The following is a 23,782-nucleotide window of genomic DNA, read 5'->3' on the forward strand; positions in this document are numbered from 1 at the left end:
AGAACAGCTTTTTAGCCCAGCGGCTGATAGTTCGTCGGCTCCTCGGTGATCACGATGTCGTGCACGTGGCTCTCGCGCAGGCCGCCCGGGGTGATGCGGGTGAACGTGGCGCGGTTGCGTAGTTCATCCAGGCTGTTCGCCCCCACGTAACCCATGCCGGAACGGAGACCGCCCATGAGCTGGAAGATCACGTCGCTCAGCGGGCCCTTGTACGGCACCCGGCCTTCCACGCCTTCCGCCACCAGCTTGCCGGAGCTGTTTTGCCCGTAGCGGTCGCCGGAGCCCTTCCGCATCGCGCCCAGCGAGCCCATGCCGCGGTAGGTTTTGAAGCGGCGGCCTTGGTAGTAAACGCTCTGGCCGGGGCTCTCGCGCGTGCCGGCCAGGATCGAGCCAAGCATCACCAGATCGGCACCGGCGGCCAGCGCCTTCACCACGTCGCCGGAGTAGCGGATGCCGCCGTCGGCGATCACCTTCACCCCGCGCTCGCGGCAGTAACCCGCCACGTTCTGGATCGCCGTGAATTGCGGCATGCCCACACCCGCGATCACCCGCGTGGTGCAGATCGAACCTGGACCCACGCCCACCTTCAGCGCGCTGGCACCGGCGGAGACCAAGTCCTTCGCGCCCTGCTCCGTCACCACGTTACCGGCCACGACCGGCACGTTCGAGAGCGAGCGCAGCTTTGAGATCACTTCCATCACCCGGCTGGTGTGGCCGGTGGCGGCATCGATGAAGAGCGCATCGGCCCCCGCATCGATCATCGCCTGACCGCGCTCCACGCAGTCCGGGCCCACGCCCACGGCGGCACCGCAGCGCAGGCGGCCGCTCGGATCCTTCGCCGCATTCGTGAAGGTGATGCGCTTCTCGATGTCCGAGCCGGTGATCAGACCGACCAGCTTGCCATTCGCATCCACCAGCGGCAGCTTCTCGATGCGGTTCTGATAGAGAATGCGGCGTGCTTCCTCGAGCTCGGTGTGGGCCGGCGCGGTGATCAGCTTTTCACGCGGGGTCATCACGTCTTCCACGCGGGCGTCCTGGCGATCCAGGTAACGCACGTCGCGACCGGTGACCATGCCTTCCAAGCGCCCTTCCCCATCCACCACCGGGAAGCCGGAGAAACCATGCTCCGCCATGATGCCGCGGATCTCGTCGATCGTCTGCTCCTTGCGGACGGTGAGAGGCTTCAGGATCACCGCGTTCTCCGAACGCTTCACACGGGAAACCATCGAGGCCTGCTCTTGGATCGAGCACGCGCGGTGAATCACACCCATGCCACCCTCGCGGGCCAGTGCCACCGCCAGTTCGGTTTCGGACACCGTGTCCATGGCTGCGGAAACCACCGGAATGTTGAGCCGGATGTCACCGGTCACGTAGGTCGAAATGTCCGATTCGGTGGGAAGAATCTCGCTCAACGCAGGAACGAGAAGCACGTCATCGAAGGAAAGTCCGAGAGAAATATCCGCCATGGCGGAGTCAATAGAGGAGCCCTGCCCGACGCAAGCGCGATTCCGAAAAAAGCCCGCGAACCTCGCAGCAGCAAGGATTCGCGGGCGGTAAATCCGGGCAGAATCAGACCTCCTGCTTCCGCACCATCCGGATCGGTGCCGGGATGGAGATCACGGACATGCCGGCGAGCTGGGCGGCCATCACCCCCGCAGGAGCATCCTCCAGCACCAGGCACTTCTCCGGCGCCACGCCGAGCAGCTTGGCAGCCTTCAGGAAGATATCCGGAGCGGGCTTGCCGATCTTCACATCATCCGCAGTCACCACTTCCTCGAAGAGATCCGAGACACCCACGGCTTGCAGGGTCTTCTCGATCACCAGGCGGGTGCCACCGGTCGCGATCGCCATCGGCTTCTTGCCGCGCAGGCTTTCCGCAAACTCGGCCACCTCGTCGATCAGCTCGAGCTGGTCCAGCTTGCGAAGGAAGGCCTCACGCTTCGAGAAGGCGACCTTCTCCGGATCCAGCTTCAGGCCGTACTCGTCGTTGATCTCGACGACGATGTCCTTCGTCGGGCGACCGCCCATCGCGTAGAACACGTCTTCTTTAAAAATTCCGCCTGCCCCGTGAAGAGAGAGAGCTTCGCACCAAGCTTCGAAGTGGGAGGGCATCGAGTGAACCAGAGTGCCGTCGCAGTCGAAAATGACTGCGTCGAACCCCTCTGCCGACATTTCAATATCGCCGATGTTCGCCATGCGCGCCGCTCGGGTATCAGCCCCCCTCCAAATAACAAGAACGCAAATGGAAAATGTCTCGCGGAGGGGAACTTCACCCTCCGCAAAACTCGGGAATAGTCAGGTTTTTAGAACTCACCATCCTGATATGTGCCCGCCGGGACCGTCCGCGGCGAACCCTCCGGCGACTTGAAGGAAACCTTGCCCTTCAGCACCACACCGTCGGCGAAAACCAGCGGCCCTGTCACCGCCACTTCCTCGCAACCCACCAGGCAAGGAGTCCCAAGACCCTCGATGGCGTCCACCAGCTTGTAGGAATCGTCCAGTTTCACCACCGGCGGCACGCCTTGGCGAGTTCCAGCCAGCTCCACCCGGCCGTCACCTCCCACCTCGTAAGCGCTTGAGCGCAAAGCGAAAAGATCCGCCGTGGACTTCACCGGCGCGAAGCGCGAGCGCGGCACCTCGATCGCCTGAGCCCCCTCGAAACACTCGATCGCCGCGCCCATCGCCACTTCAAGCTGGATCACCGGGGTCGAGTTCTTGTCGCGCGGATCCACGGTCTTGCGGTTCCGGATCATCGGCAGCGGCAATACACCCCCACCCTCTTCCAAGCGCGCCTTCAACAGGTCCAGCCGCAGCCAGATCGAGTTGGTATTGAAGTACTGGTGCTTGTCGATGTCCTGGAAGGCATCCAGATCGGAGTCCGGGCACTGGGCCACCTCGCGCAGCAGCAGGCGCTGGTTGTCGCGGCGCACCGCCAGGTGACCGCCCTTGCGGTCGGCCGGGGTGCGACGGGTCACCTCCATCAGGAAGGGCGCACCGGAATCCGCGAAATGCTTCAGCAGGCCCGGCTCCAGCACGGCACCCAGATTGTCGGAGTTCGAGACGAAGGCATACTTCACCCCGTCCGCCAGCAGGCGATCCAGCCAGCCGCTGCCGACCAGCGCCGGATAGAGGTCACCGTGACCCGGCGGACACCATTCCAAGGAGGGATTCGCCGGGCACTCGGCGGGAGCCAAGGAAGCCTCATCGATCTTCGGCACTTGGTTCTGCATCAGCTCCACCTCGGAGGCGGTCGCGAAGCCATCGGCGGAATACTTGGAGAGATACCCCAGCGTGTCCTCGCTGGTGGAGAAGCTATTCATCAGCAGCAGGCGCACCGGGGCACCGCTCGCCTCGCGCAGGGACTTCACCTGCCGCACGATCAGATCGAGGAAGGCCACGCCCGGACGCACTTCCAGCACGCTTTTCACCTTCTGCAGGCCCATGCTCGTGCCGAGCCCGCCGTTCAGCTTGATCACCACCGTCTGCGCCAGCAGGGCGGGATCGAAACCACCTTCACCCGGCTCGAAGACCGCCAACCCTTCCGCAGGGCGGATCGCCTCCTCCGGAATCAGGCCGGTCTCCTCGCGGCAAAGCGCCTCGTAGTTGTGGCGGAATGCACCTATCGCGGCCTCCATCACGCCCGCAGCACGCATCTTGATCTCAAACGGTGAAAAATTTCCTCGATTCATGGGTTGGGAGTAGGACCACTTGGGCAGGTTCAAATGCCGCAACCGCGCGGCTCACCCCCGCCCTCCCACAGTTCTCCCCACCTCGCAAGGAAAATAAATTTCGAGCATGGCACGAAATTTGCTATCTTTTCGTGGGGCCGAGGTGTAGACGGATTGCGTTCGCAGAAGTGGTGCGAACATCCGAACCATGGCCGATGCCTCGCTCCATCAATCTCTGGGACAGCAGCAGTCGCTGGCTCCTCAGATGCGGCGCAGTCTGGAGATTCTCCAGGCAAACTCGATGGAACTCCAGCAGCTGGTCCAACAGGCGCTGGAGATCAACCCGGTGCTCGAAGACGTCACCGAGTCCATCTCTCTCGACGAGAACTCTCCCGATCCCGAGGAAGCGGATTCCCTGTCGAGCTTGAACGAGACCGACGACGACTGGCGCGATCTCGAAATCATGGAGCGCCGCGCCAATCCATGGAGCGGTGACGACGAGGAACGCCGCGAGCACCTCTACAACTCCATCGTCGCGCCGGAAACCCTGCAGCAGCACCTCTCCCATCAACTCGATTTCTCGCTGGTGGAGCCGGATGTCCGGAACGCCACCCGCCACTTGATCGGCAACCTCGATCCCCGCGGCTTCCTCGACCTTCCCGCCCGCGAGCTCGCCTCGCGCCTCGGCATTGCGAAGACGACCATGGAGGAAGCGGTCAAGCTGCTCCAGAGCTTCGATCCCCCCGGCATCGGTGCCTCCGGCATCCCGGAGTCCCTGCTGCTCCAGCTTGAGCGCAATGGCGAGGGCAACAGCTTGGAGTACCGCATCGTCCGCGATCACCTCGAAGAACTTGCCCGCAAGCGCTACCCGCAGATCGCCCGTGCGCTGGGCACCAGCGTGGAGCGCATCTCGGAAGCCGCCTCACGCATCGGCCGCCTCACGCCGAATCCCGGCGGCGATTTCGATCCCACCGGCAATCCCTACATCCAGCCGGATGTGGTGATCGAGAAGGTGGACGACGAATTCCGCGCCCGTCTGACCAACGAGTACATGCCGAAGCTCCGCATCAGCGACTTCTACAAGGACATGCTCGGCAAGACGAACAACGACCGGAAGGCCCGCCACTTCCTGCGCGAGCAGATCCGCGAGGGGCGCACGCTCATCCGCTCGCTCTCGCTGCGCCAAGAAACGATCCTTTCGATCGCGGAGAAGCTCATCGAGCACCAGCCCGCCTTCCTCGAGAAAGGGCCGCGCCATCTGCGCCCGCTCACGATGAACGAGATCGCCGACCAGATCGGCCTGCACGCCACCACCATTTCCCGCGCGGTGGCAGGCAAGTATGTCCTCACGCCGCACGGCCTGATGGAAATGCGCGCCTTCTTCGCCGCCGGCTACCAAACCGCCGATGGCACCGAGGTTTCGAACGCCGGCGTGCGTGAGGCCATTCAGGATCTCATCGCGAAGGAAGACCCCGGCAAGCCACTCTCCGACGACGCGCTCGCCAAGCAGCTCAAGACGCAGGGCATCCCCGTCGCGCGCCGCACCGTGGCGAAATACCGCGAGCAGCTCGGCATCCTGCCGTCCCACCTGCGGAAGTCCTTCACGAGCTGAACTGACCCTCGACGCGACTCGCGTCTTGAGGCATGTTCTAACCATGACGCTCCGGACCGACCGTCCCCGCTCCCCGCTTTGCGAAAGTCATGCGGAAGAGATGGCCAGCATGGCCACGCACGCGATCGGCACCGCGCTCGCCATCGCCGCACTCGTGGCCATGGTCCTGATCGCAAACGGCGAAGCTTACCGCACGATCTCTGCCGGCGTCTTCGGCGGCACCTTGATCCTGCTCTATCTCTCGTCCACGCTTTATCACGCCACCTCCTGCGAACGTCGCAAGCCGATGCTCCAGGCCCTCGACCATGCCTGCATCTACTTGCTGATTGCCGGGTCCTACACTCCCCTCACCCTCGTCGCCCTGCGCGGGCCATGGGGCTGGTCGCTGTTCGGAATCGTGTGGACCATGGCCCTCGGCGGCGTACTGCTGAAGACCATCTGCCGCGGCAAGCGGGACACCTGGTGGTCCACCGCGCTCTACATCGTCATGGGCTGGCTAGCGGTCATCGCATGGGGACCCATGGTCCGGGCCCTGCCTCCCGCCGGCGTGGCATGGATGGTGGCAGGCGGCCTCTGCTACACCCTCGGCGTGATCTTCTTCGCTTGGCGCAAGCTCCGCTTCAACCACGCCATCTGGCACCTCTTCGTGCTCGCGGGCAGCGCCTGCCACGTGATCGCCAGCGCGGTCTATATCCTGCGCTAGAGCTAGCTTATGCCGGAGCTGCCCGAAGTCGAAACCACCCGCCGCGGGGTCGAGCCCCATGTGAAGGGCAAGCGCGTCCGCGATGTGATCGTGCGCCACCGCGGACTCCGGCTTCCCGTTTCCGACACCCTCGATAGTATCACGGGCGCACGCATCGGCGAAGTACGACGCCGCTCGAAGTACCTCATCTTCGATCTCGGCAAGCAGGGATCCCTCTTGGTCCACCTCGGCATGTCCGGCAGCCTGCGCCTCCGCCCGCCATCGGAAGACTTCAAGAAGCACGATCACGTCGCCCTCACGCTCGAGTCCGGCCAGCAGCTTCGCTTCCACGATCCCCGCCGCTTCGGCATCTTCCTGCATCTGCCGGAAGGAGACCCGATGACACATCCGCTTCTGGAGGATCTCGGCCCCGAACCTTTGGAGGAGGACTTCAGCGTGGAAACCCTCGTCCGCGCTTTCGCGGGCAAACGCATCGCGATCAAGGTCGCCCTCATGGATGCGAAGGTGGTCGTCGGTGTCGGCAATATCTACGCCGGCGAATCGCTCTTCCGCGCCGGAATCAAACCGGCCACTCCCGCGAACAAGGTCACCAAGCCGCGCCTCAGGAAACTCGTCGCCGCCATCCGCGCCGTTCTAACAGAATCAATCGAGCAAGGCGGCACCACCCTGCGTGACTTCCTGAACTCCGACGGCGAGCCCGGCTACTTCGCCCAGCGCCTTTTCGTCTATGAGCGGAAGGGCGAACCCTGCCGCGTCTGCGGCACGCCGATCAAGCATGCCGTCATGGGCCAGCGCTCCACCTACTGGTGTCCCAAGTGCCAGAAGTAAACTCCCCGGCGAACATGACTTCAGCCCTCCATCGCTCCAAACTTTTCTGGTTCGGCCTCATCGGAGGGATCTTCCTGCTCTGGGCATGGTCCGACTCGCGGAATCGCTCCGCGTCGGCCAGTTGGCAGGGACACCAGCTTGGCTTCAGCGCCTCCAGCTACGCTTCCCAACTCAATCTCGGCCAAGCGGATGGTAGTATGCGGATCGGCAACCCGGGCGTCAGGCTCTACCGCAATCACACTCCGAATCGCCACGGATGGTTCAAGCCGATCCGCTTTTATGAAGCGACGGTTAGCGGCGGCACTTCAAGGAGCGCCGCACTACCGTACTGGGTTCTCGCCTTGCTCTATGCAGCAGCTTGGGGCGGCGCGGGCTTCTATCGCCATCGCCGCCGCAAGCTCGCATTCGAATCTCACCCGATCAGCGCCTCGTAGCCGGTGGCATCGAGCAGCTTCTCAAGCTGGGCGGCATCCTTGATCTTCAGCTTGAAGATCCAGCCCTTGCCGTAGGGATCGGTATTCACCAGCGAAGGATCTGCCTCCACCGCGTCGTTCACTTCCACCACTTCACCGGAGACCGGCGCGTAGATGTCGCTGGCGGCCTTCACGGATTCCACCACGGCGGTCGGGTCACCCACGTCCACGGTCTTCCCGACCGGTGGCAGCTCGACGAACACCACGTCGGTAAGTTCTTCCTGCGCGTGATCGGAAATCCCGATGGTGGCGATGTCACCTTCGAGGAGAACCCACTCGTGCGAATTGTTGTAGCGGAGGTTTTGCGGAACGTTCATCGGGTATACTAAGCTTATGCTTTCTGCCCTGCGGGCTTGTAAAACGGTTTCTTCACGACCTTCGCCGGGAACAGGCGGCCGCGCACATCCACGAAGAGCTCGGTGCCAGGCTTCGCCAGCGCGGCGGGCACATAAGCCATCGCGATGCCCTTGCCGAGGCTCGGCGAAAGCACGCCGCTGGAGAGCTCGGAGATCACCTGCCCGGCGGCATCCTGCAGCGGGTAGTGCGAGCGCGGCGGCGCGCCCTTGTCGGTGTACTCCAGCGCCACGAGCCGCTCCGCCGGGCCTTCTGCCTTCTGCCGTGCCAGCGTCTCGCGGCCGATGAAGTCGCCCTTATCCAGATCCACGAAGAAGCCGAGGCCGGCCTCGATCGGCGTGCGCTCCGGCGAGAGATCGCTCCCGTTCAGCGGATAGCACATCTCCAGGCGCAGGCTGTCGCGCGCACCGAGACCGCAGGCCTTCGCGCCATTGGCGATGAACTTCTCGAACCAGGCCTCGCCCAGTTCCGCGGTGCAGAAGAACTCGAAGCCATCCTCACCGGTGTAGCCGGTGCGGCAGACCACCGCCTCACCGCCCTTGATCGGGAAGCGCACGATGCCATTGCGCGGCGGCAGTTCCTGACCCGGGCACGCCTTCGCGAAGACCGCCGCCGAATCCGGACCCTGCACGGCCATGCCGGCCCACTGGGCGCTCTCGTTCGTGAACCAGACATCCTCCGGCGGCTGATGATTGGCCATCCAGTTGAAGTCCTCGTCGATCATCGACGCGTTCACCACCAGGAAGAAGCTCTCGTCACCAGTGCGATAAACAATGAGGTCGTCGATCACGCCGCCATTCTTGTTCAGCAGGAAAGAATACTGGCCTTGGCCGGGCTCCAGCTTGGCGACGTTGTTCGCCAGCATGTGATTGAGCCATGCCAGCGCGCCCGGACCGCTCACGATGAATTGGCCCATGTGCGAGATATCGAAGATCCCCGCCGTGCTGCGCACCGCGCCGTGCTCGTCCATGATCGACGTGTACTGCACCGGCATGTTCCACCCAGCAAAGGGGACCATGCGGGCGCCGAGACGGACGTGGAGGGCCTCCAAGGGCGTGCTCTGAATGGTGCTCACGGCTGAAAGCCTGTGAAGCCCCCCTCCCCTTGTCAAACCGCGCCCCTTATGCCGGGCAAAATTGACCGATTCTATCGCCCGCGCCGGGGTTCGTAGACCTTCTCCATGGTGCCCAGCACTTCGGTGATCCGGTCGTGCCGCTTCGGCCTCGGACGCAGCTCCAGCTCCTCCTTCAGACGCATGTAATCGTCGAACTCGCCACTTAGGTCCCGCGCCTGCGAGATCTCCATGAAGTCCATGTAATCGCGGGCCCGCAGCGCCCGCTCCATGCGGGTGCGGCGCTGGCTCATCAGCTCCTCCACCTGCTCGCCCAGCGCCTTGTTCTTCTTGCCCGATGCCAGATCGCGCAGGATCTGTTGATACTCGATCAAGAGCGGCCGGTAGGAGGGGAAGCAACGGTAGCTGAGCCGTGTAAGCGCGTCTTCCGCCGGGCGCAGGGCCTCTATCCGCTCCTGCTCCTTGAGCGGCGGGATCAGCGCCCACTCGTCGATCGAATGGTTGGCCATATTCCCGTCCGGCCCCTTCAAGTGGAAACGCAAGGCTTCATCCAGCGCCAGTTCGGTATCGCGGATCGAGAGCACCTCGGTGAGCTGCGGCTGCACCATGCGCGCCAGCTTCAGCGCCCACCACTTCTGCAGGCTGTTTCCGGAAAGATTGAGCTGCGGGAAATGCTTTCGCAGCAGCACCGGCATTTCACCGGAGAAGCGGGCCGCCTCACTCGCGAAGGATTCAAAGGCACCGCGACCTTCCGGCTGCTCCAGCAGCGCCATCAGCAGGGCACCGGAGAGCGCCCGGAAGGACAGGCGCGAGGCCCCGTCCAGACGGCGGTAATTCTCCTCCGGCAGTTCGAAAATCTCCTCCGCGGTGAAGCCCCCGCCCTGCCGGAAGACGCCCTCGTAGATCCGGCGGTCGGCGCGGTTCGTGCGCCACTTGTTCGCCTCGATCAGGCCTTCCACCAGCCATGGACGCACCACGAAGAGCGCGGCATCCTTCTCGTTGAACTCGCGGGGATTCTCACCGCGCAGCGCGCGCTCGTAGAGCAGCATGGTCAGCGCCGCACGCTCGAGTTGCTCGTTATCGATGCCCCGCGCGCGGTGAACGCGGATGCGCAGGATGAAGGACTCCGGTGTCACCACCAGCTCGTAGACCACGCTGCGCGGCGGAGACGGATCGCCCTGCTTGCCGGAAAGGATCACATCGATGGGGATCTTGAAGTCCGCGGCCTGACCTCGGGGACCAAGGCGGATCGGCGCATTCGCCTGCTTCGGATCCTCCTGGGCGATGCCGTTCTTCAGCAGGGCTTCGAAGTTATCCTTGGTCTGCTCCAAGAGCAGGGCTACCGAACTGCGCTGGGAAGTCGCCTCCGTGCCGCTGCCACCGCCGATCACGCGGAACATCCCGGAACGGCTCACCGCCTTCTCGATCGCGCCCGCTTGGGCGACATTCCCGCCCGGCGCGACCACCTGCGGTGCAGGCGGCGCTTCCTCCACCGGCACGGCTTGCGGCGCGGCGGGCTCTTCTTCCACCGGCACCGCCTGCGGGGCGGGGATCTCCTCCACCGGCACGGCAGGCACCGGAGTCTCCTGCGCCACCAAGCAAGGCAGCGTGGCGGCGATCAGCAAACCCAGCTGGAGACGGTGGCGGCTCATCGCGTTCTTTTTGTTAGAAAGTTCCTCCCGGTCCCGGCAGTGCGGATCCACCGGCTCCATCGGGACGCGGATCGAGCACCAGCTTGCCCTCTTCCACGGTGATGCGGGACATCTCCTCGAAGGCGCTGGACAACTCGCCCTTGTAGACACCCGCGAGCTTTTCAAAGGAAGGCAGGACCAGCAGCGAGAATCCCTGCGGCACCACCAACTGACCAAAGCGGCCGCCCTTCATCAGCTTCTGCGCGATCGGGCTGTCCGGCATCTGCGGGAAATAGGTCCCGCCATCCCGGATCACGTTCGTCACGCTGCGATCGTTCAGCTCCACGAGCTGCTCGATCCGGAAATACATCGAGGTGGTGAAGGGTCGACCCATCACCGAGCGCACGATGATCACCTCGGCTCGCTCTTTCTCCAAGCGCACGCGGGCGCTGGTAATCGTCACGAAAGGTTCTAGCAATCCACCCTGCTTCGCTTCGAGGGTGTCCTTCAGATACAGGTTGATCTCCTCTTCCGTGAGGCTCAGCGGGAAGCTTTGGTTCACCGCGTTCTTCAGCACCTGGCGCAGGTCACGGGCCTTCGTGCCGGAGCTCGAAACACCGGTCCCCTTCAGGTCGCTCATGTCCTGCGGTTGGAAGATGAACCACACCGCCACGCCGAGACCGGCCACGCCGGCGAAGGTGAAAAGCGAGACCAACTTGCCGAGGCAAGAGCCGCGGGGCTTCGGGGATTCCTGAGTGTCGTTGGCCATCTGTGGCGAGGCGTAACAAACGCGATCGGGTTTGGGAAGGGTGCTCAATCGCCGCTTTTCGCGGGTGCCGGGGCGGGTGCGGCCGGAGCCGGGGCCGCCGGGGCGGATTCCGCCGGCTTCGAGTCCTGCTTCGCGCCTTCCTTGTAGGAGCTGGAGCGGTAGTCGGTCTGGTAAAAGCCCGCGCCCTTGAAGATCAGGCCAGCACCGGTGCCGAGCAGGCGCCGCACCTTCCCGTCACAGCCCTCCTGCGGGCAATCCTCCAGCTTTGCATCGTTCATGCTCTGGAAGACCTCGAAGCGGTGACCGCACTTCTCGCAGACGTAATCGTAATTCGGCATGGTTCTCGGGCCCGCATCCATAGCAGGGCGGGCCCCCGGTGCAAGCACCGCGGAGCCCCCGCAAAAATGCCCGATGCCCGATTACTCACCCCTAGAACGGCAGCGCCGGCACCGCCATGATCGCGAAGCCTTTCGCGATCAGGTCCGCATCCGTCACCGTGATCGCATTCGCCAGCGAGCCGCCCAAGTCGTTCGCCTGGTCCGTGAGCTTCAGGTCGAGCTTGAAGCTGCTCTTCGAGTTGTTGATGTGGTAGAAGCGACCTGCCGCATAGCCCGAGGGCGCCACCGGATCGAAGCCGAAGTCCTCCGAACAGATCGTGTGGGTGTGAAAACCGGAGAGCTTGCGCGCCGCTTGGATCGAGAACCCGGCATCCCGCAGCGGCACCATGCTGCGCGGTCCGCCGAAGTCCCCCGTCTTCAGGTTCCAGATGTCCTCCGTGTCGCCGATCCCCGGGATATCCTCGCTCCAGCGGGTATTGAACTGCTTGTGCTGCTCGAAGCCCAACCCGCTGCCGCGGTAGTTCTGGAAGATCGTCGGCCCCCGCGAGAAGTTCCCCGTGGCCTTGGTCGCGACCTTGGTGCTGTTGTTCAGGGTGTAGAGCGCGTAGCCGGTGTTCCCCAGTGACGAGTAGATCCCGATCTGCAGGAGCTTCTGCGTCCCCTTGGTCTCCGTGGTGACTCCGGTGGCGGTGAGGAAATTCAGGCGTTCCCACTGGATGGTGGTGATGCCGCGGTAGACGACGTGCTCCGCGTGGCTGCTTGCCGCCCCCGCGAAGAGGAGAGCGCAAGCCAGTCCCGCGGCGCGGAATGATGGCTTTTTCATGATTGGGGTGGGGTTGGCGAGTGAGACCGCTGGGATCCGCCTCACTCGGTGCGGATCAGGTGGAAAATATCCTGCCAACGCCGCTGCCCGGAGGAGGCGGACGAGGGCTCGCGAGGATCCGGCAGGCCTCGCTCCGGTGTCGTCACGATCTGCGGCGGCGGCATGGATTCGGGCGGCGGATCGATCACCACCGCCGCCCGTGGAATCCCGCCCCGGTGCCCGATTTTCGCAAGCACTCCCACACCCAGCCCGATACTCAGGCTGGCCCCCAGGCTCAACAGCTTGTGAAGCCCCGCGTTCATGGCCGCGGCGACCGGCGGACCGGATCATCGCAACGGCCATGGAATAAAACCGCCCGCTGCTTGTCAAAAGAATGCGGTGGCTAGCCCCGCCGCCCCCTGATCTAGCGGGAGTTGACCCCATCACTCCGCGCCGTTTATGATCCGCGCATCCGAAACACCATGAGAGCCCGATTTTTCCTACTCGCACTTCTTCCCCTCGTTGCAGCCTCTTGCGGTCCGATGGGCGGCGGCGGCGGCGAATCCCACTACATGAGCGGATTCAGCGGCAAGCGCGAGCACGACTGGAAATCCAGCCCGATCCCGGATGACGTCTCCTACTGGGACGGCGATCACATGACCGGCCCGGCCTCCATCAAGATCAACCTGACCCAGCAGAAGGCCTTCTTCTACAAGGGCGGGCAACTCGCCGGTGTTTCAAAGATCTCCACTGGCAAGGAAGGCCGCGGTACCCCTTCAGGCACCTACAAGGTGAACATGAAGAACAAGTGGCACCGCTCCTCCAGCTACGGCGTCTTCAAGGAAAAGGGCACCGACCGCGTGGTGGATGACGATGCGGAGGCCCACAACGAGCCGGTGCCTCCGGGCTGCTACTACGAGGGCGCGCCGATGTTCAACTACCTGAACTTCGCCCCCGCCGTGGGCATGCATACCGGCTACCTACCGGGCTACGCCGCCTCTCACGGCTGCGTGCGCATGCCGGACAAGATGGCCCAGAAGTTCTTCGAGAACGCCCCGGTGGGAACGCCCGTGACCGTCGAGCGATGAGCCCCGCTCTGCCCGACCCGGCGACCACCATGGAACTGCTCCCGGCCCAGGTCTCCGATCTGCTCCCCGCCATCCGGCGCGGCGAGATCGAGTTGGTCGATTGCCGGGAAGACGAGGAGTGGCGCTTCAACCGCATCGAGGGCGCACGCCTCGTGCCCCTCACCCGCTTCGCGGAAGCCGCCGTGCCGGAGAAGCCGGTGATCATCTACTGCCACCACGGAATGCGCTCGCTGCGAGCCACCCAGTACTGGCGCTCCCGCGGCAACGACGCGGTGTGGTCGATGGCCGGAGGGATTGATCGGTGGTCCGCGGAGGTGGACCCTGAAGTGCCGGTCTACTAGAAATGCCGAATGACGAATTCCCGAATGCGGAATGAAGTGTTTGGGAGCGGATCCGGCCGCAGGCCCACGGCATTAGTCATTCGATAATTCTGAATTCGTCATTCCCCTCCCATGCGCGCCGTCATCCAACGTGTCTCTTCCGCCTCGGTCACCATCGATGGCGAAGTGGTCTCCTCCATCGGCACCGGCCTGATGGTCCTGTTAGGCATCGAGGACGGCGACTCGGCGGAGGACATCGCATGGCTCGCCCCGAAGATCGCCCGCATGCGCATCTTCGGCGATGATGCCGGGCTCATGAACCTCTCCGTCACCGACTGCGGCGGCGAGGCCATTGTGGTCAGCCAGTTCACGCTTCACGCCTCCACCAAGAAGGGCAACCGCCCGTCCTTCATCCGAGCCGCGCGACCGGAAATCTCGAAGCCGCTCTACGAGCAATTCTGTGCCGCGCTCTCCACCGAGATCGGCAAGCCGGTCGGCACCGGCCGCTTCGCCGCCGACATGAAGGTGGCCCTCGTCAACGACGGTCCGGTGACCATCGTGATCGATACCAAGGCCCGCGAATAGCGTCCCCGGGAGAGCGGACCTCCAGCCTACAGCTGATCGATCAGCACCATCTCCCCGCCCTCCGCCGTGATCCGAGACATTGCTCGGGGCAGCAGATCAACCCCACCCTCAACGGCCATGAAGCTATCGGGATCCTGCGGGAGTGCTTCATCATACAAAACCTCTTTCGCGACCGCGGCCAAGACCGGCTCACCCCCGGCCCCCATCGTTAACCCCACGGTGAAGTTCTCGGTATCGCTGGCCAAAGGAATGAAGGGCCAGCGGATGAACGGATCCTCTCCGGTCCATTTCTCCAAGGCTTCGGTCCCGAGGATCAGGAAATAAGATCCGTCCTCCCGTTCGATCAGCGCGGAAGGACCCGCGAGAGTGCAATCCAAGGCAAGCTCCAACAAGGACTGCTGGGAAAACAGGTGCCGATTCTTGAGCGATCCTGCCGATGAAGCATTCCCGAATCCGGGAAACGGAAACGGCGCAAGGCCCTGCCTCTCCGCCTCCGCCCAGAAGGCCAGCATCGCCTTCCGGTAAGACTGGATCGCCGTATCACTCATCTCCGAAACACTTCATTCGACATTCGGAAATTCGGCATTCGGCATTCCCTTCCTACTTCTTGATCCGGATCGAAGTCCCGCAGAACGTGCAGTTGAACCACTTGAAGGCCATCACATGCATGGCCACCGCACCGATGTATCCGAACAGCGGCAGATGGTGCGCCTTCTTGTTCTTCAGGCAGTGCTTCGGCACATACATCCGCTGCGCACAGACCCGGCACTTCGCCCGCGTGCTGAGCAGCGCGTAGAACACGCCCAGGATCGGCACGGCGATCGGGAACGCGATGATCCACTTCGGGACCCAAGCAAACTGCTCCGGCTTCTCATCGTGCAGGATCAGCAGGGGTGCCGCGACCACCGCCAAGGGAATGCAGAACTGGAGCAGCACCAGGAAGAATCCGCCGAACCAAACCTTCAGCGGCTGATCGTGCAGCACCCCGCGGATGTAAAAGCGTGAGTTCGGATTGCGACCCTTGTTGGTCTCCGGGCGCGGCGCACGCAGCAGCGCGATCCGATCGTCCTCCATCCCGGCCTTGCTCGCCGAGCGACGCTCCACCGGGGCATCGCCCTGCGCTTCCTCGATCGTGCGCACGCGGGAGGCATCGAACCTCCGGCGACCGCCCAGATCCCCGATGTGCACCGCGGCAGTCGCCACAGCGCGGCGATTCACCGCCGGGGCTTCCGGGATCAAAACTTCGGGAGTCTCTTCCTCTTCTTCCCGTTCGATGGCGACCCGCACCTCCAGATCACCCAGCGCACGATTCAGCACCGGCGCGATGGCAATCTCGGTGGGGCCGATCCCCTGCTCCGCCAGCAGCCGGGCCGGAAGCGGCACGGCCACGGGGGCCACCGCCAGCATCTCCATCACCTCCGGATTCTCCTCGTAGTTCACGGGCTCCAGCGGCACGGGCGCTTCCTCAGGCACAGCCTCTTCCTGCGGCAGCTCGGTCACGGGCTCGGGGACCACCTCGTCCACCACCGGCGGAGCTTCCTCCTTGGCGGCTTTCGAGCTGCGGCGGCGCTTCTTCGGAGCCGGGGCCGGAGCCTCCGCTTGCTCTTCCTTCACCACCGTCTTGGTCCGGGCGCGGGACGAGCGGGCAGGCGCCGGGGCGGCGGCCGGATCGACCAGCCGCGCGGCCGAAGCCACCCAGCGTTCCACCTTCCGGCGTTCCGGCACCCGCGGCACGATCTTGAGCATGTCGTTCGCCGCCGCCATCTCGCGGACGAGCACGTCCACATTGGCCTTCGCGACCGCGCTCAGATCCGTCCAGCCGGTTGCTTCCAGAAGTTCGACTTCATCCGAACCGATTCCATCGATGGTAAGCAAATCCGACATTCCTTGGCGACGGGGCGCAATTTAGGAACTTAGCGGTGGGTTGCAAGGACTCATCGAAGCCCTTCCAGCATCTCCCGGAGTTGAACCAGCTTGGTTTCCCACTCCACGAGACGAGCCTTTTCCTGCTCAACCACTTCCGCCGGGGCACGGGCCACGAAGCTTTCGTTCGAGAGCTTCGCCTCGCTGCGGGCCTTCTCCTGCTCCAGCTTGGCAATTTCGCGCGCAAGACGGACTTTCTCCGCCTCGATGTCGATCAGGCCTTCCAGCGGCAGATAGATCTCTCCCACCGGGGTCAGCACCACCGGCGTGCCCTTCGGAGACTCGTAGCCCGGCTCGAGGCGGATCTCGCCTGCACCGGCCAGCAGGGCCAGCACCGGCTTCTCGTCTTCCAGCCACTCCACGGCACCCTTCACCACCAAGGTCACATCGCGGCGGGTCGCCACGTTGTACTCGGCCTTCAGGTTGCGCAGGCGGGCGGCGGTTTCGTAGATCGCATCCGCCTTCGATTGTTCCAGCCTGATGTCCTCCGCATCGAGGCCGGCCAGCACCGGTTCCTCCGGCAACTCGGCCTGCATCAGGAACTCGCCTTCCAGCGTGTAGCCCATGTTCAGCGAAAGCTCTTCCGTCACGTGCGGCATGTAGGGGTGCAGAAGCTGCAGGAAGCGGCTCATCACCGTATCGAAGACCGCCAGCGTCACCGCCCGGGCTTCCGGCTTCGCCGTCTCGCGGAGGTCGCCCTTCACGGCTTCCAGGAACTTGTCGCAGAACTCGCTCCACAGGAACTCATACAGGCGCTGCGCGATCTCGCCGAAACGATACTCTCCGTAGATGCGCGTGAGATCCGCGGACAGCACGTCCAGCTTCGCCAGGATATCGATGTGGAAGCAGTTGGCCATGCCGACCACTTCCTCGTTCTCCTCGTCGTCCGTCTCCGGGAACTCGATCTTACCCCCCATCTCGCGGAAGCGGCAGGCATTGTAGATCTTGTTGGCGAAGTTCCGCCCGCCCTCGATCTGCTCCTCGTCGTAACGCATGTCGGAGCCCAGCGGCGCGATCCGCATCAGGCCGAAGCGCAGGCCGTCCGAGCCGTAGCGATCCATCAGTTCGATCGGGTCCGGCGAGTTGCCTAGCGACTTCGAGAGCTTGCGCCCCTGCTTGTCGCGGATCAGCGAGGTGAAGAACACGTTCTTGAAGGGCAGCTCGCCCTCGAAGCGGAAGCCCGCCATGATCATGCGCGCGACCCAGAAGAAGATGATGTCCGGACCGGTCACCAGATCGGTGGTCGGGTAGAATTTCTTCAGCGTCGGCGTCTCCTCGCCCACATCCGCCATAGTGGCGAAGGGCCAGAGCCAGGAGCTGAACCAGGTGTCCATCACATCCTCGTCGCGCACCCAGTTCGACTCGTCGGCCGGAGCCTCGGTGCCCACGTGGATGTCGCCGGATGTCAGGTTCGCCATGTCGAGCGACTCGGCATTCTTGAGCGCCTCCAACTTCTCGGCGCGGTACCACACCGGGATCTGGTGACCCCACCAGAGCTGGCGGCTGATGCACCAGTCCTGCAGGTTCTCCATCCAGTGGGCATAGGTCTTCGCCCAGCGCTCGGGGCGGAAGGCGATCTCGCCCGTCGCCACCGCATCCGCGGCTTCCTTCACGCAGGGATACTTGAGGAACCACTGCATCGAGATACGCGGCTCGATCGGCACGTCGGCACGCTCGGAGTAGCCCACGTTGTTCTCATACTCCTCCACCTTGATGAGCAGGCCCATCTCCTCCAGCTTCGCCGCCGCGCGCTTGCGACCCACGAAGCGGTCCAGACCATGCAGCTCCGGCACTTCTGGGCAGTTGATGTGCGCGTCCGGAGTGAGAACATCGATGATCTCCAAGCCGTGGCGGATGCCGATCTCGAAGTCCGCCTTGTCGTGCGCCGGGGTGATCTTCAGCGCACCGGTGCCGAACTCCACGTCCACGTGGTCGTCCGCGATCACCGGGATCGCCGCGTGCGGGAAGGGCCGGTTCACCGTGCGGCCCACATACTTCGCATAGCGCGGGTCCTTCGGGTTCACCGCCACCGCCACGTCGCCCATCAAGGTCTCGGGACGCGTCGTCGAAATCTCCAGATACTCGCCCGGCGCATCCGTGAGCTCGTACTTCATGAAGTACAGCTTGGAGCGCTGCGGCTTCATGATCACTTCCTCATCGGACAGCGCGGTCAGTGACACCGGGCACCAGTTCACGATCCGCTTGCCGCGGTAGATCAGGCCTTCCTTGAAGAGCTCCACGAAGACATGGCTCACCCACTTCGTGTAAGCCTCGTCCATGGTGAAGCGCTCGCGGCTCCAGTCGCAGGAGCAGCCGAGACGCTTGAGCTGGCTGATGATGATATTGCCGTGCTTCTCCTTGAAGGCCCACACGCGTTTCAGGAACTCGTCGCGACCGAGATCGCGGCGGGTCAGCTTCTCGTTCTCACGCAGCTCGCGCTCCACCTTCGCCTGCGTGGCGATCCCCGCGTGGTCGGTGCCGGGCAGCCACAGCACTTCCTTGCCCTCTTGGCGGGCGCGGCGGGCCAGGATGTCCTGGATGGTGTTATTGAGGACGTGTCCGAGGTGCAGGATGCCCGTGACGTTCGGCGGCGGGATGACGATCGAGTACGCGGGCTTCTCCGAGGCCGGGTCGGCTTCAAAACATTTCCCTTCGATCCAGGCGGCATACCACTTGGCTTCAACCGCTTGGGGTTCGTAGGCTTTAGGCAAATCGGACATAATGGCGGCGGAGGGATGCCAGAGCCCCCCCGGTTTGTAAAGGGCCGGACATTCCTCGGCGGCAGGCACCCCGGCAGCCCGGCTCAGTCTCCGGGAATTCCTTCATCCATCACCCCCCGGATCTCCTGCTGCGACAGCGCCCCGGCGAAAATGAACACCTCATCCACCGCGCCGCGGAAAAATCCACCGTGCTGGTGATCCGGCTGGCTCTCCGTGTAGACCACGTTCCGCCCGACCCACACCCCGTGCTCCGCCCGCTCGATCTGGGTATTCACCTGCCGCAGCGCCCGCCGCGAGACCGGCTCGAGCTCGCCATCCAGGTAGAGCAGCACGTGTTTCCCGATGTCCGGCTGCGAGGCCTCGTAGAGCACCACCGCCACATGATGCCAGCGCCCGTCCCGCAGGTCGGTGCTACCCACCACCTGGCCGCCGTGCGCGCCCACCCGTAGCCGCCCCACCGCGCCCTCCGCCGCCAGCGGATTGATCGACACCTGCCAGACCGCGCCCAAGTCCGCGCTCTCGAATTGCCCCCAGGAGAGGATCCCGAAACCCTCCCGCGGGTTGAAGTCTTCCGGCACCTTCACCCAGAAGCTCACCGTGCGCGGCTCCTTCCCGCCGATTCCGCGGAAGGGACTTTCACCATAGCCCCCCTTGCCATCGAAGGCCATCGCCCGCCCGATCTTCCCCTCCGTTGACTCCGGCTCAGCTCCCCCGTCCATGGCCTGGAAGCGCATGTCGTAGTCCCCGGGGCCATAGCCCTTCACCTGCGCCCGGTCGATGGGACCGTCCTGCGCCTCCATCGGCCAATGTACGACATTCATCGTACCCCGTCGCAGCGGCGGCAGCGCGGTGTAGAACTCGCTGCCATCCGTGGTGAAGCGCGTGCCCGCCCCGCCATCAAAGCGCAGCGCGTCGTTCTTCTTCAGCAGCACCTTCGAGCCGCCGTCGGGGATCGCCTCCACTTCGCCGGAGAGCACGTGGGTCTCCACCTTCGAGTCATCCCCTACCGAAACCCCGAACTCCGTGCCCAGATCGATCACCGAGCCCTTCGGCGTGGCCACCCGGTAGCCGTGGCCCGCCTCCGTCACCTTCATCAGGATCCGCCCGCGGTGCAGCCGGGATTCCATCGCGCCGATGAACTCCAGATCCGCCGGACCTTCCACGATCATCCGGCCCTTGCCATCCATCTCCAGCTCCACCAGCCCGCTTTCAAAGCGCAGGCGGCTACCGGACTGAATCGCGCTTCCCTCCGCCACCGCCGCGCCATCTCCCCAGCGCAGCGTTTCCAGCCGTGCCACCGTGGCAACCTCAGTTGGTCGCGAGATGAGAAAGACCGAAATACCGATCGCGACCAGCGCCGCCATCGCCAGCACCCGCGTGCGCCATCGCCCATGCTGTATCTTTGTCTGCACGCCGGCCACGAAATCATCCTGCTCCGCCCGGCTCACGGCGGCCAGGACCTGCTGGGTCCGCCGTTCGCGCGTGAATTCATCCTCCATCGCCGCGCCTAACAGGCCGTCCACCAGCGTCTGGCCGCCCAGCTTCTTCAGCGCCTCCGGGTCCTTCCCGATCAAGCGCACCAGCTCCGCGGCCTCTGCCTCGCTTAGCTCGCCCGCGAGCAGGCGGGCCACGTTTTCATCCTGCGGCTTCATGCTTCGGGCACTTCAAGTTTGCGCGCCACACAGGCTGCCAGCGCGTCGCGCAGCCGGTGGAGTTGCATCGTCAGCGCGGAGTAGCCGCGACCGCTCGCCGCGGAGATCTCGCGCACCGTCTTGCCACTCACATAGCGCTCCGTGAGCAATTCGCGGGAGGGCCCGTCGATCCGGGCGAGGCACTTGTGCAAGGCCTCCAGCGCGTCCGATTCCTCCGCATCTCCCAGGAAAGCTTCCGTCCCGCGGTCGATCAACACCTGCAACTCCTCGCTGCCGCCGATGCATTGCTCGCGGCGCTTGCGGACGAAGTTCCTTAGGTGATTCACCGCGATCCCTCGCAGCCAGCCCTCGAAGCTCGATTCGCCGCGGTACGCCTTCACGCGCTTGAAGGCGGTCACGAAGACATCCTGCGCAAGGTCGTCCGCCGCTGCCCAATCACGGATCCGGGAGCGCAGGAAGCCGCGCACCCAGCCCTCGTGATGTCGCACCAGTTGACCGAAGGCCTCCATCCAGCCCGGACCGCGCTGTTGCACCTGACGCACCAGTACCTCCATCGCATCGTCGCAGGCGGATTCACGGCTCATGGCGGTCGGGTGTCTTCAGGCGGAGAAAGTGCCACATCAATCTTCACGAAAGCCTCGGACCCGGGCGATGCAAATCGCAGGACTTCCGGGGCATCCGTGCATTTTGCAGTTGATCCGGGCCTTATCCGGTCCACCGTACCAGCTGTCCACCTCCTTCGGACACCACCGCACCGACCTATCAGTTCATTGATCTTCAGTCATCTGACGCGAAAACGAGGACTGGATCTAATGAACCCGGCCCGATTGCGTCCGAAGGGGGAATACAACAAGCTAGGAAGGACTGACCCATGAACTCCACCCGATACGGCCTTTTGGCCACCATCACCGCATTCTCCGCTTGCGGGGCTTTGCTGACGCCCATCGTGGCGACCGCTCAGGACGAACAGGTTTCCGAGGAAACCGAGGTCCTGACCCGCGGTCCCGTCCACGAGGCGTTCGCGGAGGCCGTTAGTTTCGAGCCTGAACCAGGCATCCTCATCAGCACCCAGCCGCCGGAAGTGATCGACGAGCTGCCGCCTGAGCAGGAGCTGGAAGGCGACAACGTAACCTGGATCCCCGGCTACTGGGCTTGGGACGAAGACAGCAGCGATTTCCTTTGGATCAGCGGCATCTGGCGCAATATCCCGCCGGATCGCGAGTGGGTCCCCGGCTACTGGAATGAAGTCGGCAGCGAGTACCAGTGGGTTTCCGGCTATTGGTCGGATACCGGCACCGAGGAGGTGACCTACCTGCCCGCCCCACCGCGCTCGTTGGAAGCCGGCCCGAATGTCGCCGCCGAGTCGGATAACGACGTGTGGATCCCCGGCACCTGGATGTGGGCGGACACCCGTTACCGCTGGCGCCCCGGATACTATCAGCCCTACCGCGAGGACTGGACCTACGTGCCGGACCGCTACTCCTGGACCCCGCGCGGCTATGTCTACGTGAACGGCTACTGGGACTACACGGTGCCGCGCCGCGGCGTGATCTTTGCACCGGTGCGTTTCCATCACCACGTCTACCGTCGCCCGAACTTCTACTACTCGCCCGTCACGGTGATTAGCCTGAACCTGTTCGTGGATCACCTCTTCGTGCGTCCGCGCTACAATCACTACTACTTCGGTGACTACTACGAGCCCTCCTACCGCGATCGTGGATTCTTCTACAATGTGAACTACGCTCGCATGCGCGGTGGCTACGATCCGATCTTCGCACATCGCCGCTGGGAACACCGCCACGACCGCGATTGGGAGCGCAACCGCCTGGCAGACTTCGATTTCTTCCGCGATAACCGCGATGCCCGCCCGCCTCGCACTTGGGCGAACTTGCGCGACATCGGCGACGGTCGCCGCGGCTTTAAGGGACGCGATGGCAAGGACTTCGCCCTCGCTACCCCGCTCGCCCAGTTCGTCAAGAACCCGGGTGCGGATGCCGGTGATGCCGGTGGCAAGGGCCGCGGTCGCATGAACTTCAAGAAGCTCGATGGCGGTGCCCGCGAGAAGATTGTGAATCAGCGCAAGCAGATGGTCGACTTCACCAAGCAGCGCAAGCAGATCGAGAAGGAAGCCCCCGTGGGCAAGGCCGTGGAAGGCGAAGCTGCACCTAAGCCGGTGAAAGCCAAGCTCAACCGCTCGCCGATCATGGGTCGCAAGGCCGCCCAAATGGGTGACCAAGCCCCGCCGAAGCGCAAGCAAGCTCCCGCCGTGGCCGACAAGGACCCGGTGGCCGACGGCACCCCGCAACCCGGCGACAACAAGCCGGGTCAACCTGGACGCCCCGGCCGTGGTGGCCAAGGCCAAGGTGGCGGCAAGGGCAAACAGGGCCAGATGACGGACGATAAAACCACCACTCCGGACCAACCCGGCCGTCCCGGTCGCGGTGGCCAAGGTGGCGGCGGCAAGGGCAAGGGCGGCAACGCTGGCGACGATACCACTACCACTCCGGATCAACCCGGCCGTCCCGGTCGCGGTGGCCAAGGCGGTGGCGGCAAGGGCAAGCAGGGCCAGATGACGGACGACAACAAACCTGCTCCGGCTCCGAAGAAAGAGGAGGCCACTCCTGCACCGAAGCGTGAGCCCAAACCTCAGCCGGAAAAGGTGCAGCCGCCGAAGCGCCAGCCGCAGCCGGAACGTCAGGTCCAGCCGAAGAAGCAACCGCAGCCGGAACGTCAGGTTCAGCCGAAGAAGCAGCCTCAGCCAGAGCGCCAAGTTCAGCCGAAGAAGCAAGCTCAGCCGCAACCCGAGCGTCAGGTCCAGCCCAAGAAGCAGGCCCAGCCGGAACGCCAGGTTCAGCCGAAGAAGCAACCTCAGGCTCAACCGCAGCGCCAACAACCGCAACGCGAGGCCCAGCCTCAACGGGCACAGCCCAAGCGCGAGGCCCAGCCTCAGCGCCAGCAACCGCAGCGTCAGCCCCAACGTCCGCAAGGCGGCGGCGGTGAAGGCGGCGGCAAGGGCAAGAACAAGGAGAAGGACAACTGATCCGGCCCTCGCCTGAGCAATGATCAACCAACCGGCGGTGAGTCTCTCACCGCCGGTTTTCTTTTGCCATGAGGTCACCCCCTTTGGAGCCGCTGGCTCTTTCGGAGTGCGGCGAGCATCGCCGCTTTCGTGCGATGTGGCCTCGCGCATAGGCGCCTCCCCGCCCCGAAGAGACCTCTCAGCTAGGCTACAAGCTTTTCGCAG

23 protein-coding genes are annotated in these 23,782 nt (G+C 64.2%); 8 read left to right on the forward strand and 15 right to left on the reverse strand.

Annotated features, from left to right (window positions below; translation table 11 throughout):
* Nucleotides 1-11: 11 nt before the first annotated feature.
* The 3 genes from guaB to OJ996_RS25020 form a co-directional block, all read right to left on the reverse strand.
* Nucleotides 12-1,466 (reverse strand): IMP dehydrogenase, encoded by a 1,455-nt coding sequence (guaB, locus tag OJ996_RS25010; protein WP_264516493.1) that lies wholly within the window; start codon nt 1,464-1,466, stop codon nt 12-14.
* Between the two features lie 103 nt (nt 1,467-1,569).
* Nucleotides 1,570-2,196 (reverse strand): HAD family hydrolase, encoded by a 627-nt coding sequence (locus OJ996_RS25015; RefSeq protein ID WP_264516494.1) that lies wholly within the window; start codon nt 2,194-2,196, stop codon nt 1,570-1,572.
* Between the two features lie 107 nt (nt 2,197-2,303).
* Nucleotides 2,304-3,689: a UTP--glucose-1-phosphate uridylyltransferase gene (locus tag OJ996_RS25020; RefSeq protein WP_264516495.1), complete on the reverse strand. Its 1,386-nt coding sequence runs from the start codon at nt 3,687-3,689 to the stop codon at nt 2,304-2,306.
* Nucleotides 3,690-3,876: 187 nt separating this feature from the next.
* Between OJ996_RS25020 and rpoN the strand changes: the two genes are divergently transcribed.
* From rpoN to OJ996_RS25040, 4 genes are read left to right on the forward strand one after another with little or no spacing between them, the layout of a single operon-like run.
* Complete coding sequence (gene rpoN / locus OJ996_RS25025; protein WP_264516496.1) at nt 3,877-5,280, forward strand: RNA polymerase factor sigma-54; 1,404 nt, start codon at nt 3,877-3,879, stop codon at nt 5,278-5,280.
* 43 nt (nt 5,281-5,323) lie between these two features.
* Entirely contained in the window at nt 5,324-5,983 is a 660-nt protein-coding gene (gene trhA, locus OJ996_RS25030; protein WP_264516497.1) for a PAQR family membrane homeostasis protein TrhA, read from the forward strand.
* A 9-nt stretch (nt 5,984-5,992) separates the two neighbouring features.
* On the forward strand, nt 5,993-6,811 hold the full coding sequence (gene mutM, locus OJ996_RS25035; protein ID WP_264516498.1) for a bifunctional DNA-formamidopyrimidine glycosylase/DNA-(apurinic or apyrimidinic site) lyase: 819 nt from the start codon (nt 5,993-5,995) through the stop codon (nt 6,809-6,811).
* 14 nt (nt 6,812-6,825) lie between these two features.
* A complete protein-coding gene (locus OJ996_RS25040) occupies nt 6,826-7,245 on the forward strand; it encodes a hypothetical protein (protein WP_264516499.1) in 420 nt (139 codons plus the stop codon).
* Here OJ996_RS25040 and gcvH read toward each other — a convergent pair.
* The 7 genes from gcvH to OJ996_RS25075 all read right to left on the reverse strand — a co-directional run bounded on the left by gcvH (nt 7,224) and on the right by OJ996_RS25075 (nt 12,573).
* On the reverse strand, nt 7,224-7,601 hold the full coding sequence (gene gcvH / locus OJ996_RS25045) for a glycine cleavage system protein GcvH (protein WP_264516500.1): 378 nt from the start codon (nt 7,599-7,601) through the stop codon (nt 7,224-7,226). The genes OJ996_RS25040 and gcvH overlap by 22 nt on opposite strands.
* Nucleotides 7,602-7,615: 14 nt before the next feature.
* The gene (gcvT, locus tag OJ996_RS25050) at nt 7,616-8,713 is read right to left on the reverse strand and encodes a glycine cleavage system aminomethyltransferase GcvT (RefSeq protein ID WP_264516501.1); all 1,098 of its coding nucleotides are present in this window, start codon (nt 8,711-8,713) and stop codon (nt 7,616-7,618) included.
* A 71-nt stretch (nt 8,714-8,784) separates the two neighbouring features.
* Nucleotides 8,785-10,362: a hypothetical protein gene (locus OJ996_RS25055; protein ID WP_264516502.1), complete on the reverse strand. Its 1,578-nt coding sequence runs from the start codon at nt 10,360-10,362 to the stop codon at nt 8,785-8,787.
* 13 nt (nt 10,363-10,375) lie between these two features.
* Complete coding sequence (locus OJ996_RS25060; protein ID WP_264516503.1) at nt 10,376-11,158, reverse strand: hypothetical protein; 783 nt, start codon at nt 11,156-11,158, stop codon at nt 10,376-10,378.
* Nucleotides 11,155-11,448 carry an FmdB family zinc ribbon protein gene (locus OJ996_RS25065; protein WP_264516504.1) on the reverse strand — a complete coding sequence of 98 codons (294 nt, stop codon included), beginning with the start codon at nt 11,446-11,448 and terminating at the stop codon, nt 11,155-11,157. Before OJ996_RS25065 ends, OJ996_RS25060 begins: the two co-directional genes overlap by 4 nt.
* Before the next feature lie 91 nt (nt 11,449-11,539).
* Nucleotides 11,540-12,271, reverse strand: coding sequence for a hypothetical protein (locus OJ996_RS25070; protein ID WP_264516505.1), 732 nt, complete (start codon nt 12,269-12,271; stop codon nt 11,540-11,542).
* Between the two features lie 41 nt (nt 12,272-12,312).
* Nucleotides 12,313-12,573, reverse strand: coding sequence for a hypothetical protein (locus OJ996_RS25075; protein WP_264516506.1), 261 nt, complete (start codon nt 12,571-12,573; stop codon nt 12,313-12,315).
* Between the two features lie 159 nt (nt 12,574-12,732).
* On the opposite strand from OJ996_RS25075, the gene OJ996_RS25080 reads away from it, so the two are divergent.
* The 3 genes from OJ996_RS25080 (at nt 12,733) to dtd (ending at nt 14,243) form a co-directional block, all read left to right on the forward strand.
* The gene (locus OJ996_RS25080; RefSeq protein WP_264516507.1) at nt 12,733-13,338 is read left to right on the forward strand and encodes a L,D-transpeptidase family protein; all 606 of its coding nucleotides are present in this window, start codon (nt 12,733-12,735) and stop codon (nt 13,336-13,338) included.
* Complete coding sequence (locus tag OJ996_RS25085) at nt 13,335-13,679, forward strand: rhodanese-like domain-containing protein (RefSeq protein WP_264516508.1); 345 nt, start codon at nt 13,335-13,337, stop codon at nt 13,677-13,679. Before OJ996_RS25080 ends, OJ996_RS25085 begins: the two co-directional genes overlap by 4 nt.
* Nucleotides 13,680-13,790: 111 nt before the next feature.
* A complete protein-coding gene (dtd, locus tag OJ996_RS25090; RefSeq protein WP_264516509.1) occupies nt 13,791-14,243 on the forward strand; it encodes a D-aminoacyl-tRNA deacylase in 453 nt (150 codons plus the stop codon).
* Between the two features lie 26 nt (nt 14,244-14,269).
* Here dtd and OJ996_RS25095 read toward each other — a convergent pair whose 3' ends face one another.
* From OJ996_RS25095 to OJ996_RS25115, 5 genes are all read right to left on the reverse strand, one after another.
* Nucleotides 14,270-14,791: a hypothetical protein gene (locus tag OJ996_RS25095; protein ID WP_264516510.1), complete on the reverse strand. Its 522-nt coding sequence runs from the start codon at nt 14,789-14,791 to the stop codon at nt 14,270-14,272.
* Between the two features lie 52 nt (nt 14,792-14,843).
* Complete coding sequence (locus tag OJ996_RS25100) at nt 14,844-16,127, reverse strand: DUF4332 domain-containing protein (protein WP_264516511.1); 1,284 nt, start codon at nt 16,125-16,127, stop codon at nt 14,844-14,846.
* Nucleotides 16,128-16,177: 50 nt separating this feature from the next.
* Nucleotides 16,178-18,886 (reverse strand): valine--tRNA ligase, encoded by a 2,709-nt coding sequence (locus OJ996_RS25105; protein ID WP_264516512.1) that lies wholly within the window; start codon nt 18,884-18,886, stop codon nt 16,178-16,180.
* An 83-nt stretch (nt 18,887-18,969) separates the two neighbouring features.
* Nucleotides 18,970-20,538: a LamG-like jellyroll fold domain-containing protein gene (locus OJ996_RS25110; RefSeq protein WP_264516513.1), complete on the reverse strand. Its 1,569-nt coding sequence runs from the start codon at nt 20,536-20,538 to the stop codon at nt 18,970-18,972.
* Entirely contained in the window at nt 20,535-21,122 is a 588-nt protein-coding gene (locus OJ996_RS25115) for an RNA polymerase sigma factor (protein ID WP_264516514.1), read from the reverse strand. Before OJ996_RS25115 ends, OJ996_RS25110 begins: the two co-directional genes overlap by 4 nt.
* 287 nt (nt 21,123-21,409) lie before the next feature.
* Between OJ996_RS25115 and OJ996_RS25120 the strand changes: the two genes are divergently transcribed.
* Nucleotides 21,410-23,578, forward strand: a complete 2,169-nt coding sequence (locus OJ996_RS25120; RefSeq protein ID WP_264516515.1) for a hypothetical protein — start codon at nt 21,410-21,412, stop codon at nt 23,576-23,578.
* Nucleotides 23,579-23,782 lie beyond the last annotated feature (204 nt).

The organism is Luteolibacter rhizosphaerae (assembly GCF_025950095.1).
Classification (GTDB): Bacteria; Verrucomicrobiota; Verrucomicrobiia; order Verrucomicrobiales; family Akkermansiaceae; genus Haloferula; species Haloferula rhizosphaerae.